Source organism: Streptomyces sp. NBC_01190 (assembly GCF_045039895.1).
Lineage (GTDB): Bacteria > Actinomycetota > Actinomycetes > Streptomycetales > Streptomycetaceae > Actinacidiphila.
Window position 1 is genome coordinate 3,511,142 of record NZ_CP108580.1, and the last position, 16,902, is coordinate 3,528,043.

Below are 16,902 nucleotides of genomic sequence, written 5' to 3' on the forward strand. Positions count from 1 at the left end.
CGCGCTCGCCTACTGGCGCCGCCCAGACTGCCCGCCTCAGCCGAGCCACCGGCGGCGGCCACATCTGCCGTGCCGTCGGCGTAGTCGGGGCTACCCACAGGCCCCCGCCTGCCGGCGTCGCCCAGACTGCCCGCCTCAGCCGAGCCACCGGCGGCGCCCGAGACGGCCGGACCGGCGGCGTGGGACGTGCGCTCCGGGGCTTGCGGACCCATCGGGCCGTCCGCCGGGGCCGGAACTGGCGGGCCGGCGGTGGGGGCCGAGCCGCTCGGGGTCACCGGGCCGTCGGGGGCGACCGCTTCCGCGTCGCTGTCGCGGAGGAGCAGGACGGTGGCCGCTCGGCGCGGGGGGACCGGGGTCAGTTCGCCCCGGGTCAGCGCGCGGATGCGGGCCGGCCAGGCCGGGGGCAGCGACCCGCCGCTCATCGAGGTCATGGCCGGACTCTACGGCGCCGTCCGGTTTTGTTCGAGGCCTCGAACGGTGCCGTCCACCCCGGTGGGAGCCCGCCGCAGGCGCCCGCCCGTCAGGGCGTCAGTTCGACCTGGATCTCGATCTCGACCGGGGCGTCCAGCGGGAGCACGGCGACGCCGACCGCGCTGCGGGCGTGCACGCCCTTGTCCCCCAGCACCTCGCCGAGCAGCTCGCTCGCGCCGTTGACGACCGTGGGCTGACCCGTGAAGTCGGGGGTGGAGGCGACGAAGCCGACCAGCTTGACGACCCGCGCGATCCGGTCGAGGTCACCGACGACGGAGTGGACCGCCGCCAGCGCGTTGAGCGCGCAGATCCGGGCGAGCTCCTTCGCCTGCTCCGCGGTGATCTCCGCGCCGACCTTGCCGGTGGCGGTCAGCTTGCCGCCGACCATGGGGAGCTGACCCGCGGTGAAGACATGCGACCCGGACCGTACCGCCGGGGCATAGGCGGCCAGCGGCGGCACCACGTCCGGCAGCGTCAGGCCGAGCTCGGCGAGGCGCGCCGCCACCTTGCCGCTCATGCCTGCTTCTCCCGCTTGAGGTACGCCACCAACTGCTCGGGGTTGTTGGGCCCCGGCACGACCTGCACCAGCTCCCAGCCGTCCTCGCCCCAGGTGTCCAGGATCTGCTTCGTCGCGTGCACCAGCAGCGGCACGGTCGCGTATTCCCACTTCGTCGCCATACGCCGACTGTAGTGCCTCCCGACCCAGCCCCGTCCGCCCCCTGTCCCCACCCTGTGGACAACCCCGGCGGTGGCCGCCGACGGTCAGCACCAGCCGGTACCCGCCAATACCAGGCCGTGCCGGCCGGTGCCGGTCGGTGCCGGCCGCGCCATGACGTACCGGCCGCGCCACGACGTGCCAGTCGGCGCCGGCCGCCCCGTCATCCGGGGCCGATCATGACGGTCAACGGAGTAGCGGGCCCGCCGAGTGGTTAGGCTCGCAAGGGTGAGCCCTCAACAGTCATCCGCCGTCAGGCTCCACATCGTGACCGGCAAGGGCGGCACGGGTAAGACCACGGTCGCCGCCGCCCTCGCCCTCGCCCTCGCCGCCGAGGGCCGGCGGGTGCTGCTCGCCGAGGTGGAGCAGCGCCAGGGCATCGCCCAGCTCTTCGAGACCGACGCGCTGCCGTACGCCGAGCGCCGCATCGCCTCCGCCTCCGGCGGCGGCGAGGTGCACGCCCTGGCGATCGACGCCGAGCAGGCGATGCTCGACTACCTGGACATGTTCTACAAGCTCGGCCGGGCCGGCCGGGCGCTGAAGAAGTTCGGCGCGATCGACTTCGCCACCACCGTGGCCCCCGGCATCCGCGACGTGCTGCTCACCGGCAAGGTGTGCGAGGCCGTACGGCGCAAGGACAAGGCGGGCTGGCCGGTCTACGACGCGGTGGTGCTCGACGCCCCGCCCACCGGCCGCATCACCCGCTTCCTCAACGTCAACGACGAGGTCGCGGGCCTGGCCAGGGTCGGGCCCATACACAACCAGGCGCAGGCGGTGATGCGGGTGCTGAAGTCCGCGCAGACCGCGATCCACCTGGTGACCCTGCTTGAGGAGATGCCGGTCCAGGAGACGATGGACGGGGTGGCCGACCTGCGGGCCGCCGGTCTGCCGGTGGGCGCGGTGATCGTCAACATGGTGCGCCCGGTGCTGCTCGGAGACGCGGAACTGGCGGAGTTCGGCGACACCGGCGGGTCGGCGGGCACGTCTGGCACGTCTAGCACGTCTGGCAGCAGCGGCGGCGGAAAGGCGGCCGGCCGGTCCCGCGGCACCGCGGCCAAGACCAACGGCACCGCGGCCAAACGCCGTACGGCCGTCGCCAAGGCGCTCTCCCAGGCCGGCCTCGGCGGCGCCCGCCGCGGCGGGGTGGCCGAACGGCTCGTCGACCCGCTGATCGAGCAGGCGCACGAGCACGCCGAGCGGGTGGTGCTCGAGCGCGAGCAGCGCGCCGAGATCGCCGGACTCGGCCTGCCGGTGCGGGAACTGGAGCTGCTCGGCAACGGCATGGACCTCGGCGGCCTCTACCGCCTCGCGGAAAGCCTGCGCAAGCAGGCGAGCACCTTCACCCGGCCCACGTCGCCGGCCGGTGGTGCGGCCGGTTCCGGCGGGAGCCCCGGATTCGAGGACCTCGGCGGCCCGGCGGACTCCGGCGACCTCCACGACCTGGCCGAGGACCCCGATCCTGACGCCGCCGGCCCCGCAACCGCCGGCCCCGTGACCGGCGATCCCGACGCCGCCGGCCGAGACGGCGAGCACCTCGACGGCGAGGACCGACCGTGAGCCTGGAGAGCCCCGTGCTGGACATCGACCCGCTGCTCGACGACCCCAAGACCCGCATCATCGTGTGCTGCGGTTCCGGCGGCGTCGGCAAGACCACCACCGCCGCCGCCCTGGGGGTACGGGCGGCCGAGCGCGGCCGGGTCGCCGTCGTCCTCACCATCGACCCGGCCCGGCGCCTCGCCCAGTCGATGGGTCTGAGCGAGCTCGACAACACCCCGCGCGAGGTGGCCGGAATCGATCGCTCCGCCGGCGGCTCGCTGCACGCGATGATGCTGGACATGAAACGGACGTTCGACGAGGTCGTGGTCCAGCACTCCGACCCCGAACGGGCCAGGGCGATCCTGGAGAACCCTTTCTACCAATCGCTGTCCGCCGGATTCGCCGGCACGCAGGAGTACATGGCGATGGAGAAGCTGGGCCAGTTGCGCGCCCAGGACGCCTGGGACCTGATCATCGTGGACACCCCGCCGAGCCGTAGCGCGCTCGACTTCCTCGACGCGCCCAAGCGCCTCGGCTCCTTCCTCGACGGCAGGTTCATCAAGCTGCTGATGGCGCCGGCGAAGGTGGGCGGCCGGGCCGGGGTGAAGGTGCTCAACATCGGCATGTCGATGATGACCGGCACCCTGAGCAAGGTGATGGGGGCCGGCCTGCTGCGGGACATCCAGACCTTCGTGGCGGCGATGGACACGATGTTCGGCGGCTTCCGCACCCGGGCGGACGCCACCTTCCGGCTGCTCCAGGCGCCGGGCACGGCCTTCCTCGTGGTCGCCGCGCCGGAGCGGGACGCGCTGCGCGAGGCGGCGTACTTCGTGGAGCGGCTGGCCGCCGAGGACATGCCGCTGGCCGGTCTGGTGCTCAACCGGGTGCACGGCAGCGGCGCCGCCCAGCTCACCGCGGAACGCGCGCTGGCCGCGGCGGAGGCACTTGAGGAGGCGGCGGCGGAGGCGGCGGCAGAAGCCGCGGCGGAGTCTGGGGCGGACGCCGCGGAGTCCGAGGCGGACCCGGCCGGCCCGTCAGCCGCCCCCTCCGCCAACCGGTCAGAAAATCTTCCCGGCGCCCGCATTGTCGATCAAGCGCACGGGAAGGCTGCTTCAGGTACCGCCGACGGCACCCAGGACACCCAGGACCGTACGGAAGGAGACCGGCAGGCGCGTACCGAGAGGCTCGCCGCCGGACTGCTGCGGTTGCACGCGGAACGGATGCGGGTGGTCGCGCGTGAACGACGCACACGGGACCGCTTCGTGTCCGTACACCCCGAGGTTCCGATGGTGGACGTCACAGCGCTGCCCGGCGATGTCCATGACCTCGACGGGCTGCGCGTGATCGGCGTACGGCTGGCTGGTCAGCCGGCCGCGGCGTAGTCGTCCTCGTCGTCGAGCGGCAGCAAACCCGTGCTGCGCTCGTACTCCGTCCGTGCCGTCTCCAGCAGCCTCCGCCAAGAGGTCACCAGGGGACGGCGGCGCAGCAGCGCCCGGCGTTCACGCTCGGTCATTCCCCCCCACACACCGAACTCCACCCGATTGTCGAGCGCGTCTGCCAGGCACTCGGTCCGCACCGGGCATCCGGTGCACACCGCCTTGGCCCTGTTCTGGGCCGCGCCCTGGACGAAGAGTTCGTCCGGATCAGTCGTCCTGCACGCGGCTTGCGTGCTCCAGTCGGTTACCCAGCTACTCATGCTGGCGCCGTCCTCTCCCGAATCGAGGCTCCCCCACGGCGGCGAACGGCATATTCACCGTTGCCAGTTGGGACGTTACGGAAGGTAGGCGCGGCGCAACAGCCCTTTCAGGCCCAATCTTGCATGGCCCGAATGGACTATGGGTACGCGGCAGATCACCCACCGGAGTGAGTGGCGGCGACCGCGACGACGGATGACGACCGGCGACGACCGGCGCAGAGCCGCACATCGCCCGGCAGATAAGCCGGCATTTCGGACAGCCCTCATCACTCACAAGAGTGACAACGGGAGACAGCGGCGCGTACGACGATCGCGTCCTGTCTGTTACAGACTAGGTGAACACCTGGGCGCATGTCCGGGGAATGGCAACGTAGGCTGCCTCCCATGGCTCACAAGCGTTCGGGCGGGGGGCTGTCCACGGCCCAGCAAGCCGCCAAGTTCCTCGGTGTCAGCGTGCTCGCCGGCGTGGTCCTGGCAGGAATAGCCCTGCCGGCCGCCGGAGCCCTCGGCCTGTCCGCGAAAGGCACCGCCGCCGGCTTCAACGACCTCCCGGGCGAACTCACGCAGCCGCCGCTCAGCCAGGCATCGAAGATCTTGGACGCCAAGGGCGGTCTGATCGCGACGGTCTACTCGCGCGACCGTACCGTCGTGCCGATCGGCCAGATGAGCCCCAACATCCTCCAGGCCATCGTCGACATCGAGGACGCGCGGTATTACGAGCACGGCGCGCTCGACGTCAAGGGCATCCTGCGCGCGATGAGCAACAACGCCTCGGACGGCAACACCCAGGGCGCCTCCACGCTCACCCAGCAGTACGTGAAGAACGTCTTCGTGGAGGAGGCCGGCGACGACCCCGACAAGGTCGCCCAGGCCACCCAGCAGACGGTCGGCCGCAAGATCAAAGAGATGAAGTACGCGATACAGGTCGAGAAGGAACTCGGCAAGAAGAAGATCCTGGAGAACTACCTCAACATCACCTTCTTCGGTGAGCAGGCGTACGGCATCGAGGCCGCCTCCGAGCGCTACTTCAGCCGGCACGCCAAGGACCTCACCCTCGACCAGGCCGCGCTGCTGGCCGGCCTGGTGCAGTCGCCGAGCCGCTACGACCCCATCGACGACGAGCAGAAGGCGCTCGACCGGCGCAACACCGTGCTCGCGCGGATGGCGCAGCTCAAGGACATCAGTCCGGCCCAGGCCGCCGCGGCCGAGAAGGCGCCGCTCGGCCTCAAGGTCAGCACCCCGAAGAACGGCTGCATCACCGCGGTCAACGGAGCCGGCTTCTACTGCGACTACGTACGCGAGACCTTCCTGCAGAACGCCGCGTTCGGCGCCACCAAGGAGGCGCGCGCCAAGCTCTGGAACACCGGTGGTCTGACGATCAAGACCACCCTGGACCCCAGCGCACAGGCCGGCGTCCTCCGGGGGATCAGCAAGCACGTCTACAAGAGCGACACCATCGCCGCGGCGGTCACCCTGGTCGAGCCGGGCACCGGCAAGATCGTCGCGATGGGCCAGAGCAAGCCGTACGGCTTCGGCAAGAACGAGACCCAGATAAATTACTCGGTCAACGCCAACATGGGTGGCGGCATCGGCTTCCAGAACGGTTCGACGTTCAAGCCGATCACCGCCGCGGCGGCGCTGGAGGCGGGCTACAAGCCGGACCAGGTGTACCCGGCGCCGAACAAGATGGACTACCCCGACGTGACCACGTGCTCGGGCCAGACCGTCCACGACCCGAAGCCGACCGGCAACGAGAGTGAGTCGGAGGTCGGCCCGTACGCGATGCCCGAGGCGCTGGCGAAGTCCATCAACACGTACTTCCTCCAGCTCGAGCAGAGCGTCGGCCTGTGCCCCGTGGTGAACATGGCCGGCAAGCTCGGCATCGTCCGGGCCGACGGCAAGCCGCTGAAGCAGATCGCCTCCCTGACGCTCGGCACCAACGAGGTGTCGCCGCTGAACGTGGCCGCCGCCTACGCCGCCTTCGCCGACCGCGGCGTCTACTGCACGCCGGTCGTGATCAACTCGGTGAAGACCGCGACCGGCAAGTCGCTGACGGTGCCGAAGTCGATCTGCAACCGGGCCATGTCCCAGCAGACCGCGGACACCGTCAACACCATGCTGAAGGGTGTGGTCGAGGACGGTACGGGCACGGCGGCCAGTCTCACCGACCGGGACACGGCCGGAAAGACCGGTACGACCGACTCCCGGCTGGCGGCGTGGTTCGCCGGCTACACGCCGAACATGGCCGCCGCGGTGTGGATGGGCGACCCGCAGCACAAGCGGGAGATGATCGACGTGACCATCGGCGGGCAGTACTACGGGAAGGTGCAGGGCGCCACCGGCCCCGCGCCCATCTGGAAGGACGCGATCACCGCCTCCCTCGACGGCAAGCCGAAGCTGGACTTCGTCACCGTGCCGCTGAACATCCCGAACAAGGGTCAGACGCCGCCGCCGAGCAGCCCGCCGGCCAGCCCCGCCGCCGATGGCGGCAACGACGGGAACAAAGGCGGCCACCACGGCCACAAGGGCAACAACCCCGGCGGCCAGATCGGCGGGGTGACGACGCTGGGTACGACGAACGGCGCGATCGGCGGACTGACGGCCGGCGGCACCACCGGGGGCACGGACGGCGGGGGTACGGCGGGCGCGACCACCAATGGGGCGGCCGGGGGCACATCCCAGGGCGCGGCCAATGGCGGGACCGGGTCGCCGGGGGTGCTGCTGCCTTCGGGTGGGGGTACGGGGGGGTAGGGGTTTACCGGGGGTCGGTGGGGGCCGACCGCGCTCGGCGCGAGTCGGCGGCCGCGGAGTGGTCGGCCCGGATCGGCCGCCCCAGGGTGATCGGCGCGGGTACGCGTGGGTCAGCCGGCCCAGGGTGATCGGCGCGGGTCGACCGACCCGAGGCGGTCGGCCCGGCCCGGATCGGCCGCGGTCAGCCCGGATCCCATTGGATCGCCTCCGTTGAGCGGTAAGGGGCACCCCACCAGGTGGGGTGCCCCTTACATTTGCGGCGGGGGTCGCGGCTCAGCCCGCGGCGAGCTGCCGCTTGACCTCGGCGGCGACCCGGCCGCCCTCCGCGAGCCCGGCCACCTTGGGCCCGGCGACCTTCATCACCGCGCCCATCGCCCGCGGCCCCTCCGCCCCGCTCTCCGCGATCGCGGCCCGGACGATCTCCGCCAGCTCCTCGTCGGTGAGCTGCTTCGGCAGATACTCCGCCAGCAGCACACCCTCCGCCTTCTCCCGCTCGGCCGACTCCGTACGGCCGCCCTGCGCGAACGCCTCCGCCGCCTCACGCCGCTTCTTCGCCTCGCGGGTGATCACCGCGAGCACCTCGTCGTCGGAGAGCTGCCGGGCGCTCGTACCGGCCACCTCCTCCTTGGTGATCGCGGTGAGCGTCAGGCGGATGGTGGCCGAGCGCAGCTCGTCCCGGCTCTTCATCGCCGCGGTGAGGTCGTTCTGAAGGCGCTGCTTGAGGCTGGTCGTGGTCATAACTGGATTTTCGCACCCCGGCCGCCCCCATGCGTCGCATTAAGCGCTCGTACGACCGCGACGGCGGCCTACCGCGCCCGCGCCGTACGGACTCTGACACCATGGGCGCATGCTCGCGCGATACGGAATCCCCCTGGGTGTGACGGCGGCCGGCGCGGCCTGCGTGGCGTATGCGGCCGGTTTCGAGGCGCGGTCCTTCCGCCTGCGCCGCGTACAGGTCCCCGTACTGCCGCCGGGCATGCGACCGATCCGCATCCTCCAGCTCTCGGACATCCACATGGTGTCCGGCCAGACGAAGAAGCGGCGCTGGATCCAGTCACTGGCCGGCCTGCGCCCGGACCTGGTCGTCAACACCGGCGACAACCTCTCCGACCCCACCGCCGTCCCCGAAGTCCTGGACGCGCTGGGGCCGTTGATGAAGTTTCCCGGCACGTACGTCTTCGGCTCCAACGACTACTACGGGCCGCGTTTCCGCAATCCGGCCCGCTACCTCGTGGAGAAGGCCCGCAGCCAGCACGGTCTGAACGGCAAGACCCACAGCGCGCACGGCGTGATCCGCAACCCCTGGGGGGACCTGCGGGACGCCTTCGACGCGGCCGGCTGGGTCGGCCTGAGCAATTCGCGGGGGCGGGTGAAGCTCGACCACGGCCCCGTCCTCGGCCTGACCGGCCTGGACGACCCGCACATCAAGCGGGACCGCTACGCGGCGGTGGCCGGCGGCCCCGACCCGGACACCGATTTCAACCTGGCCCTGGTCCACGCTCCCTACCTGCGGGTCCTGGACGCCTTCACCGCCGACCGCTACCCCCTGATCCTGGCCGGCCACACCCACGGCGGCCAGATCTGCATCCCCCTCTACGGTGCCCTGGTCACCAACTGCGACCTCGACACCGACCGCGTGAAGGGCCTGTCGACCCACACCGCCACCGGCTCGACCTCCTACCTCCACGTCTCCGCCGGCTGCGGCGCCAACCGCTTCACCCCGGTCCGCTTCGCCTGCCCCCCCGAAGCGACCCTCCTGACCTTGACCTGACCCGACCTGAACTCCCTCTCCCCCCGCCCGGCCCCCTCCCCCGCCCCCCACGAAACCTGATTTCTCCTCCGGCCCCGGTTCCGCTAAAGTAAACCCCGTTGCACCGGGGTGTGGCGCAGCTTGGTAGCGCGCTTCGTTCGGGACGAAGAGGCCGTGGGTTCAAATCCCGCCACCCCGACGGTATAGCAGCAGGTCAGGGCCCTGATCCTTCACAGGATCGGGGCCCTGAGCCGTTCCCGGGGCCGTCTTGGGAGCCGTTTGGGAGCCAACCTCGACATCCGGCTCCCAGGCGGAAGCGGAGCGGGTGGGCGGAACGCCTGAGACGGCCCGCGTAACGGCGCTACGGTCGCCTCCACGGATTCGTTGCCGGCCGGGGGAGCCGCATGCAGGACAGATCAGCGGACCAGGGTCCGGGGGCCGTGACGACGTCCGGACCTCTCATCGCCGGAGAGGTACCGCTGACCGAGGTCATAGCCCGGCTGCGACAAGACCGACCCGTCTTCCACTCCGAGGCAGACCTTCAGCACAGCTTCGCGCGCGTGCTGTGGGAGCTTGCCCCCAAGATCCAGTCCAGGCTGGAAGTACGACAGAACGCACTCGACGCAACTGGCCGCGAGTACCTGGACCTGCTGTGCATCGGCCCCTCGACTCGCACGGCCATCGAGTTCAAGTACTTCACAGCGGAGTGGACCGGAACACTCGGGCGGCCTCCAGAGGAGTACGCGCTGAAGTCGCACGCCGCCGACGACCTGGCCCGGCTGGGCTTCGTCTCCGACATCGCCAGGCTCGAGCGCTTCGGCAACCGCCCCGACCAGAACGGCCTGGCCCTCCTCATCACCAATGCCGTTGGCCTGTGGATGCCACCGAAGCAGGACGACACCCGGGACCGCGACTTCCGCCTTCACGAGGGCCGCACCCTCACAGGCCAACTCCTCTGGAGCGGCGGCGACTACCCGCGAAACACGCGAACCCTCCGCGGCTCCTACTCCCTCAACTGGCAGCCGTACTACCTGAACGACGGACTGCGGGGCGAGTTCCGCTACCTCGCCGTATTCACCGACCCGCAGCCCAACCAGAACTGACCGTGCCCTTGCACATCATGTCTGCGCGAATTTCGACCTGCCCCACCTTTCGATTGGGACCGCCGCAGATCGGTATGCCCAAGCAAGCCGCCAAACGTTCAACTCGCTCGCCAGTCGATACTTCCGGCCCTACTCTCGCCAGGATCCGGGAGCAACGAAGGGGCAAGCATGGCCAGTCACGGCATCGTCGCATCGGTCAACGGGCTGACCTCGCGTTGGGCCGCAGCCCTGCCCAGCGACGGCACGGTATTCGCCGCCCCCGGAGTGTGGCCGCTGCTCGGCTTCCTCGCCGAGGGTGCCGCAGGTCCGGCCCGGCAGGAACTCGCGGCCGCACTCGGCATCCCGGCGGACGGCGCCGCAGCGGCGGCACGAGAGCTGCTCGCCACCCTCGGGACGACGCCTGGCCTGAGCGCGGCCCTGGGCCTGTGGACCCGGGCCACCCTGCCCATCCAACCGGCCTGGCTGGACCAACTGCCCGCCGGCGTGCACGAGCAGTTCACCGGCGACCCCGTCAGCGACCAGTTACGCCTCGACGCCTGGGCGGCCCGGAGCACGGACGGGCAGATCGACGCGATGCCGATCACCGTGAACGACGAGACCCTGCTCGTACTGGCCAGCGCCCTGGCCCTCCGCACCGACTGGGTCCGGCCCTTCACCCCAGGCACAATGGAAGCCGAGACAGGACCCTGGCGCGGCAAGGACCTGGCCGCCCTCCGCCGAACTACCCGCCTCCAGAACCGAGTCGGCGTCGCGGACACAACAGCCGGCCCCCTCACCGAACTTCAGGTCATCGGCGCCCACGGCATCGACGTCCACCTGTACCTCGGCACACCCGAAGCCACCGCGGGCCAGGTACTGACCGCCGCCGTCGGGACAGTCCACAACCGCCGCACCGTGATCCCCGGTGATCAACTCCCGTACGGCGCCCCAGGGCCCGGGCTATCCGTAAGCCGCGTCCCCAGCGTCGACGGCGAACGCACACTCCACGTGTCCACCGTGCCTTTCACCGTCAATGCCCGCCACAACCTGCTCGACCATCCCGACCTGTTGGGCCTGCGCACGGCGACGAACACCTCACAGGGCCACTTCCCCGGCATCAGTACCGAACCCCTGGCCATCCAGCAAGCCGCGCAGGCGATGACGGCGACCTTCGGCGCGCGCGGCTTCCACTCGGCGGCCGTCACCGCCTTCTCCGCAGCCGCTGCCGGCATCCCGCGCTACCCCTTCCGAGCCCGCGAGATCAGCGTCCGCTTCGACCGCCCCTTCGCCTTCCTCGCCCTGCACCGCACCTCGCGACTCGTCCTCAACACGGGCTGGGTCACCGACCCCGAAACCTTCGAGGAAACCTCCCACCACTGGTGAACACCCCGTGAGACGCGGGGCCGCAGAGAGTTTGGCCAGGCACCGTGAGCCGTTTCCAACCTGCTGCAAGTCGTACCGCGGTCGTCGTCTGGGCGGTGCCCGACGGTTCAAGGGCCTTCCCGCCGCTGACGGCTCGGATCCCGGCGTGGGAGAAGTTCACTGCCCGCTTCCCGGTTGAGAGCATGCTTCAGCGGCCCACGTAGGGCACCCAGTTCATCCCCCGAGCTTGCTCCGGGCGCGGTGGGCGGCCCGCGCGGCCCTGCGCTGTTCGGCCTCGGCAATCACGGCGACCCTGGCTTCCTCTCCGGCGTCGAACGGCGCCGGGGAGAAGCGTTCGTAGGCACTGGTGTGCCGTTCCCAGTCGTCCTGCCAGAACTCCACCGTCCAGCCCGGCCACAACTCCGGCGCCTGGAAAGCCCGCGGGGAGGAAAAGAGAGACCACCAGCCGAGGCGGCGGCGCTCCGGATCAAGGTGGATGCCGGAGTTGACGTGCAGGCGGCAGACTCCGTGCCCGGGAGCGTCGACCAGGCGGTCAAGCAGAGAGACGCCCTCGCGGACGGGGTGATCGAAGGATTCGGAAGCGACGTGGCAACGGTCAGTGCCGACCGTGACCACTACACCGCCCGGGTCGGGCCGGGTCAGGTCCTCGTCGTCGGGGGCGAGGAACGGGGCCGGGAACAGGTCCGAGTCGTGGCAGCGTACGTACTCCGGGTCCAGCCCGACGTGATCGCGCATTTCGGCCGCGCCGTCGTATAGCCAGCGGACCTCCCAGCCCAACCAGGCCTCCCGGATCAGCTCGAACATGGCCGCGCGGTGACGGAGTTCCGTGCTCGGGCCCTCCCAGGCGTAGAACAGCAAGATCTTTCGGCCTAGGTCGAGCAGCACCCCGCCCTGGGCCATGCCGTCGTCCAACCACCATCCGTCCTGGCGGAGTTCAGGGATCATGGTGAGAACCGCCGCCGGGCCGTCCAGCAGGTCGAGGTCAAGCCCGACCGCCCAGCCGGTCCGGTACAGCTCATGCGCGCCGTTCTCGCGGACCACGACGACATTGGCTCTGTCTCCCATGAGGTCAGGATCGCCCGGACCGAAGCCGTCGACCATCCGTTTTGGCCGCCCCGCGGGCTTCCGGTGTTCAGAGCGAATCGTGCCGACCGGTGGGGTACGTGGCCGGGTGCGGCGGTCCCTCTGGCTGCGGCGAGGTCCGAGGCGGCGGAGGCCGAGACCTCGACCGCTTCGGTGATGTAGTGCTCTGACCGGATTGGTTCACCTGGTTGACGTCTCCGGCTCTGCCCCGGCTCGGGGAGTGGCCTGGGTCGCCCAGGTCCGGAACAGGGTCAGGGCCTCGGCGAGGTTTCCGGGACCGCACGCTGCGTGGAATTTCTTCTCAGCGGTCCATGCCCAGATCCAGTCCTGTGTGCTGCGGTTGACGTCCTGGCGGGGGTAGTCGCGTCCCTTCAGGTCCGTCTCCTCCAGATCGATCTCGATGGTCCAGCCGGGGTTGTCGAGCGTGGCGATCTTCACGCCCCACTCGTGCTCCCAGTCGCCGTCGCACTGTTGCGTGTACCAGTTCTGCAGCCAGTCGAGGAGTGGCTCCGAGTCGCTCATGGCAGGAGATGCTAGGCGAGTCACGCGCCGGGTTCAGGCGTGGCTGGTCCCTCCTGCACGGCAGAAGCGATGGCGGAACCGGTACGTATGCAGACTGACCTCCCACGAGCGGCAACGACCGCAACAGATCGTGCGCCGGGGCAGAGACATGTGCGTCAAGTGCGGTCGGCTCGAAGCCCATCCTGTGGGGACAAACCCCAGGCGCCGTGAACCGGAGCCGCTTCGACGGGCTCTCTGATTCCCTGATCGAGCCGTCCGAAAGCACGGGCCTACCCGGCTTGAGCGACTCCGGTGCCCACAACCACCCTTCCAGAAGGAGAGCCCCTACGTTGATCAACCCCTGATGGGCGATCAATCTCGCCATGGGTGCGGCGGTTGGGCATGCATTGCGTGGTACGTTCTGTCACCGACGAACTTAATAAAGTGACCCCGGCAGCGCTGGAACGCTCCGGGGTCCGGCACAAGGAGCTAGCACTCCCCATGCAGATTCATCGTAGCCGCCATACGCGCGGCTTCACCGTCCTGCCCAACACCCTGCTGCAAGACCGGCGGCTGTCCTACACCGCCCGGGGCCTGCTCGCGGACCTGCTCTCGCGCCCCGACGGCTGGTCCGAGGACGGCCGGCGCATGGCCGACACCAGCCCGCAGGGCCGCCTCGCCGTCGCCAAGGCCCTGCGCGAGCTGGCCGCCTTCGGCTACTACCGCGTGGACAAGATCCGCCGCGCCGACGGCACGTTCATCAGCGAGTCCCACGTCTACGACCTCCCGCAGCCGACTCCGGATCTCACCCGTCCGGGATCCGGTGCCGCGCCAGCCGGGGGCCGTGGCACCAACCCCGTAAAGGGCAGGGGGAAAGTACCCACCCTCCCTGCCCAGCGACCGAGCCTGCTCGACGCGCCTGCCAACCTGCCCAGCACCGGAGAGGAGGGGCGGAAGCAGATCACCTCGATCCGAACCGACGCGGACCACCCCACCGGTCCGGTCGACGAGGCGGTGCGCGAGGCCGTCGCCACGCTGTACCGGGTGATCCGCCCTGAACCGCGCCTGCGGCTCGGCGCGGTCGAAGCCCTCGCGCTCGCCCCGCTGGTCACCACCTGGCTTGACCGGGGTTACGGCCAGGGCGACCTTGCCGAAGCCCTCCTCGGCGGTCTGCCCAACCCGGTCCACTGCGCCCCGGCCCTCCTCCGCGACCGGCTCGTACGGAAACTCCCACCGCCGCCTGACCCGGCCGCACCGTCCGGGCCGTCATGGCGCGAGTGCGGACGGTGCGCCCGCCCCATCCAGCACGAGGGCATCTGCCGCGCCTGCGCGGGTCTCGCCGACGCTCCTCGCGACGAGCGGGAACGGGCGCGGGTCGCCGCCCGCGGCAGAGCCAGAGTCCGCGCCGCAGTCCTGGCCGGCCCTGCCCAACCTGCCCTCGCCTGAACCCCCTCTGCCTGCGCGCCTCCCACCGGTCGCTCATAGCCGCTGACAGGCCGGTGTTCGCCCACGTGCCCGCCTCGGCCCGCCCCTCGCAAGGGATAGCGATCAGCCCCACGCCGCCGCCCTGAGGCGCCCAAGCGTGCTTTCACCCGTCGGCCGACACCTGGCGTCACCTCCTCCAGCGGACTGGGCGAGGCCGTCCGCCCAAACGCCCAGTGCCCGCCGCCGTCAGTCGGCGGCGGGCCGGGACCGCCCTACCGGCGTCGGCGGCGCAGCACGATGGCCGCCAGCGCGGCAAGTTCGCGCAGGACGTCGGAGACGGCCGCCGATTCGGCGCGACACACGGCCACGGTGGCCAAGAGGGTGAAGCCAACGACGCGGACGAGCCAGACAGCCGCAACGATCTGGATGTCGGTATACAAGGGTTCTCCAGGATCTGAGGGCACACCGCAGGCAGTGTGCGGGTGATGATGACGCCCCGGCCGGGGGGATGCCGCAGATCCTGGAGGAGCCGGGGGTTAGACCTGCAAGTCGTTAGTTTTCCCTGTTGAGAAGGGGTGCTACGAGGAACGCCCGCGCGCCTACACCATCACACCCCTAGCCACGCAACCCCGCACAGCCCGCGCGTAGGCCCCCGAGTTCGACGCTGGCCCGCCCAGGAACGCGAGACAGCCCCGCAACCCAGTCAAGAGGGGCGGGGCCGTCTGCGGTTGGCGATCAAACGATAGGCAGGTGTCCGGACTTCACATCGGTGACGAACGCGGACCAGCTCGACGCCGCGAAGACGAGCGCCGGACCTTCCGGATCCTTTGAGTCACGGACCGGGACCACACCGCGCGACTCGACGAGATTGGCGGCGACCTCGACGCAGGCGCCACCGTTCTCACTGTACGAGGACGTGAACCAACCCGGGTCATCAGTCGTCACGGTCTACCCTTTCGAAGCTCTTCGATCATGGCCACGGAGGCCGCCTGCGACAGCGCTTCGGCCTGTAGCTGATGGTAGGCCGTCAACACGGGTAGCACGAACGTGCTTTCCCTTTCAAGGTGGCCTCGCTGTGCCGACTCGGCGTAGGACATGAGCGAGCGATCCGGCAGGGTCAAGACGTAGACCGGCAGGCTGAGCGGTCGGCGGACCCCCATGTCGAAAGGGGCAACCTGGACAACCGTGTTCGGCTGATCAGCGAACTCGATCAGCCGCGCAAACTGGGCGTCCATGACCGCGTCATCCCCAACGGGTCGCCGTAGGCAGCTCTCGTCGAGCACCACGAAGACCATCGGGAGCGGTGTGCGGTTCAAGGATGCCTGGCGGCGCGCAACGAGCGCGATGCGCTCGTCTCCCTGCTCAGGGGTGATCGCACCGCGCTTGACGGTGGCCGCGGTGAGAGCTGCCGCGTACTGCGGAGTCTGGAGCAGTCCGGGGACTACGCCGACCTCGTACAGCCTGATCTCCGCTGCCTTCTCTTCGCGGGAAACGAACTCCGGGAATCCCTCCAGCAGGGCGGTCGTACGCACGGCTGTGCTCTGACGCTCGAGTCGGTCGCCCGTTCCGAACACCTTGTCAGCGCTGTTCGCGAAGTGGCGAGTTGGGGGTCGCCGACCAGTTTCGACGGCAGAAATATGCGTTCCCGAGTAGCCCAGGCGCTCGCCGAGTTCATCCTGCGTCCACCCTCGCTCGTCCCTCAACGTGCGCAAACGCTCACCGAACGCTGCGACTGGCGAACTCTCAGGATCCAGTTCTTTGCGGTACAACGGCGATCACCCGACTCCCCGTTCAAATGGTGCAAGTTGAGGACTTCTGAAGCCTAGGACACGCTGAATCCCCCTGGTAGTGAAACCACTACGGAGAGGAGCGGCGATGTCTGCGCAGAACGTCCCCCCGGACGAGCGGGAACCCATTCATGCCCCCGGTCTTAGCTTCCACAGCAGGCTGGACCTGGCCTGCGACCCGTCGGCCACTCGGCACGCCGTTGCCTACGCCTCCAACGTACTCCGCGCTTGGGACGTGCCCCGCGACGTGGCAGCCGATGCCCTCCTCATCGTCGACGAGTTGGTCACCAACGCCGTACGGCACGCAGGAGCCTCTACCGAGCCGTTCGAGCTGGAGGGAGACCGGCTAAGGGCCGGCAATTGCGGTCTGGGGTTGTGGACATGCTGCGGCCATCTGTTGATCGGCGTCCACGACGAGACCGACCAGGTACCGATTCTCCGGGAGGTGTCCCTGGACGCGGAGAACGGCCGCGGCATCCAGATCGTGGCGGGGCTGTGCAACGGCGCCTGGGGCTACACCGTCCAGCCTTCCCAGCCGGGAAAACTCGTATGGGCCCAGCTTCCGCTCCCCCACCACACGCCGCCGTCGACGCGGCGGCGCGCGGGCGCGGTCGCATGAAGACCGACCTGGCACGTAAAGCGGCTCAGCTCCGTGGACGACGCCTCCACCAGCGGCCCACGCCAACGCCCCCGGGACCGCTCCCCGCCCTGCCGCCCGGCCG

General features: G+C 70.1%; 17 protein-coding genes and 1 tRNA gene. 9 read left to right on the top strand and 9 right to left on the bottom strand.

Annotated elements, in window-relative coordinates; translation table 11 throughout:
* Positions 1-520: 520 nt before the first annotated feature.
* Both OG519_RS14510 and OG519_RS14515 read right to left on the bottom strand, forming a co-directional pair.
* A complete protein-coding gene (locus OG519_RS14510; protein WP_405583288.1) occupies positions 521-988 on the bottom strand; it encodes a RidA family protein in 468 nt (155 codons plus the stop codon).
* Positions 985-1,149, bottom strand: a complete 165-nt coding sequence (locus OG519_RS14515; protein ID WP_405583290.1) for a DUF4177 domain-containing protein — start codon at positions 1,147-1,149, stop codon at positions 985-987. Before OG519_RS14515 ends, OG519_RS14510 begins: the two co-directional genes overlap by 4 nt.
* Positions 1,150-1,414: 265 nt before the next feature.
* Between OG519_RS14515 and OG519_RS14520 the strand changes: the two genes are divergently transcribed.
* Positions 1,415-2,743 (top strand): ArsA-related P-loop ATPase, encoded by a 1,329-nt coding sequence (locus tag OG519_RS14520; RefSeq protein WP_405583292.1) that lies wholly within the window; start codon positions 1,415-1,417, stop codon positions 2,741-2,743.
* Positions 2,740-4,104: an ArsA family ATPase gene (locus OG519_RS14525; protein ID WP_405583294.1), complete on the top strand. Its 1,365-nt coding sequence runs from the start codon at positions 2,740-2,742 to the stop codon at positions 4,102-4,104. Before OG519_RS14520 ends, OG519_RS14525 begins: the two co-directional genes overlap by 4 nt.
* On the opposite strand, the gene OG519_RS14530 is transcribed toward OG519_RS14525, so the two are convergent.
* On the bottom strand, positions 4,086-4,418 hold the full coding sequence (locus tag OG519_RS14530; RefSeq protein WP_405583296.1) for a WhiB family transcriptional regulator: 333 nt from the start codon (positions 4,416-4,418) through the stop codon (positions 4,086-4,088). The two genes, OG519_RS14525 and OG519_RS14530, sit on opposite strands and share 19 nt — an antisense overlap.
* Positions 4,419-4,802: 384 nt before the next feature.
* Between OG519_RS14530 and OG519_RS14535 the strand changes: the two genes are divergently transcribed.
* Positions 4,803-7,169, top strand: a complete 2,367-nt coding sequence (locus OG519_RS14535; RefSeq protein ID WP_405583297.1) for a transglycosylase domain-containing protein — start codon at positions 4,803-4,805, stop codon at positions 7,167-7,169.
* A 273-nt stretch (positions 7,170-7,442) separates the two neighbouring features.
* Here the strand turns inward: OG519_RS14535 and OG519_RS14540 are convergent, their stop codons facing one another.
* Positions 7,443-7,907: a GatB/YqeY domain-containing protein gene (locus OG519_RS14540; protein WP_405583299.1), complete on the bottom strand. Its 465-nt coding sequence runs from the start codon at positions 7,905-7,907 to the stop codon at positions 7,443-7,445.
* A 109-nt stretch (positions 7,908-8,016) separates the two neighbouring features.
* Here OG519_RS14540 and OG519_RS14545 point away from each other — a divergent pair, with 109 nt between their 5' ends.
* From OG519_RS14545 to OG519_RS14560, 4 genes are all read left to right on the top strand, one after another.
* On the top strand, positions 8,017-8,940 hold the full coding sequence (locus tag OG519_RS14545) for a metallophosphoesterase (RefSeq protein ID WP_405583301.1): 924 nt from the start codon (positions 8,017-8,019) through the stop codon (positions 8,938-8,940).
* A 104-nt stretch (positions 8,941-9,044) separates the two neighbouring features.
* Positions 9,045-9,118, top strand: a tRNA-Pro gene (locus OG519_RS14550).
* Positions 9,119-9,359: 241 nt separating this feature from the next.
* Positions 9,360-10,022 carry a hypothetical protein gene (locus tag OG519_RS14555; RefSeq protein WP_405583303.1) on the top strand — a complete coding sequence of 221 codons (663 nt, stop codon included), beginning with the start codon at positions 9,360-9,362 and terminating at the stop codon, positions 10,020-10,022.
* A 168-nt stretch (positions 10,023-10,190) separates the two neighbouring features.
* A complete protein-coding gene (locus OG519_RS14560; RefSeq protein WP_405583305.1) occupies positions 10,191-11,384 on the top strand; it encodes a serpin family protein in 1,194 nt (397 codons plus the stop codon).
* Positions 11,385-11,597: 213 nt separating this feature from the next.
* Here the strand turns inward: OG519_RS14560 and OG519_RS14565 are convergent, their stop codons facing one another.
* Together OG519_RS14565 and OG519_RS14570 are read right to left on the bottom strand one after the other, a co-directional pair.
* Complete coding sequence (locus OG519_RS14565) at positions 11,598-12,485, bottom strand: hypothetical protein (protein WP_405583306.1); 888 nt, start codon at positions 12,483-12,485, stop codon at positions 11,598-11,600.
* A 162-nt stretch (positions 12,486-12,647) separates the two neighbouring features.
* Positions 12,648-12,989 (bottom strand): immunity 53 family protein, encoded by a 342-nt coding sequence (locus OG519_RS14570; protein WP_405583307.1) that lies wholly within the window; start codon positions 12,987-12,989, stop codon positions 12,648-12,650.
* 480 nt (positions 12,990-13,469) lie between these two features.
* On the opposite strand from OG519_RS14570, the gene OG519_RS14575 reads away from it, so the two are divergent.
* Positions 13,470-14,414 carry a hypothetical protein gene (locus tag OG519_RS14575; RefSeq protein WP_405583310.1) on the top strand — a complete coding sequence of 315 codons (945 nt, stop codon included), beginning with the start codon at positions 13,470-13,472 and terminating at the stop codon, positions 14,412-14,414.
* A gap of 251 nt (positions 14,415-14,665) precedes the next feature.
* On the opposite strand, the gene OG519_RS14580 is transcribed toward OG519_RS14575, so the two are convergent.
* From OG519_RS14580 to OG519_RS14590, 3 genes are all read right to left on the bottom strand, one after another.
* Positions 14,666-14,833, bottom strand: coding sequence for a hypothetical protein (locus OG519_RS14580; protein ID WP_405583312.1), 168 nt, complete (start codon positions 14,831-14,833; stop codon positions 14,666-14,668).
* Positions 14,834-15,128: 295 nt separating this feature from the next.
* Complete coding sequence (locus tag OG519_RS14585; RefSeq protein WP_405583314.1) at positions 15,129-15,338, bottom strand: DUF397 domain-containing protein; 210 nt, start codon at positions 15,336-15,338, stop codon at positions 15,129-15,131.
* Entirely contained in the window at positions 15,335-16,162 is an 828-nt protein-coding gene (locus tag OG519_RS14590) for a helix-turn-helix domain-containing protein (RefSeq protein ID WP_405583315.1), read from the bottom strand. The genes OG519_RS14585 and OG519_RS14590 overlap by 4 nt, the downstream gene beginning before the upstream one ends.
* Before the next feature lie 106 nt (positions 16,163-16,268).
* Between OG519_RS14590 and OG519_RS14595 the strand changes: the two genes are divergently transcribed.
* On the top strand, positions 16,269-16,799 hold the full coding sequence (locus tag OG519_RS14595; protein ID WP_405583317.1) for an ATP-binding protein: 531 nt from the start codon (positions 16,269-16,271) through the stop codon (positions 16,797-16,799).
* The last annotated feature ends 103 nt before the right edge of the window (positions 16,800-16,902 follow it).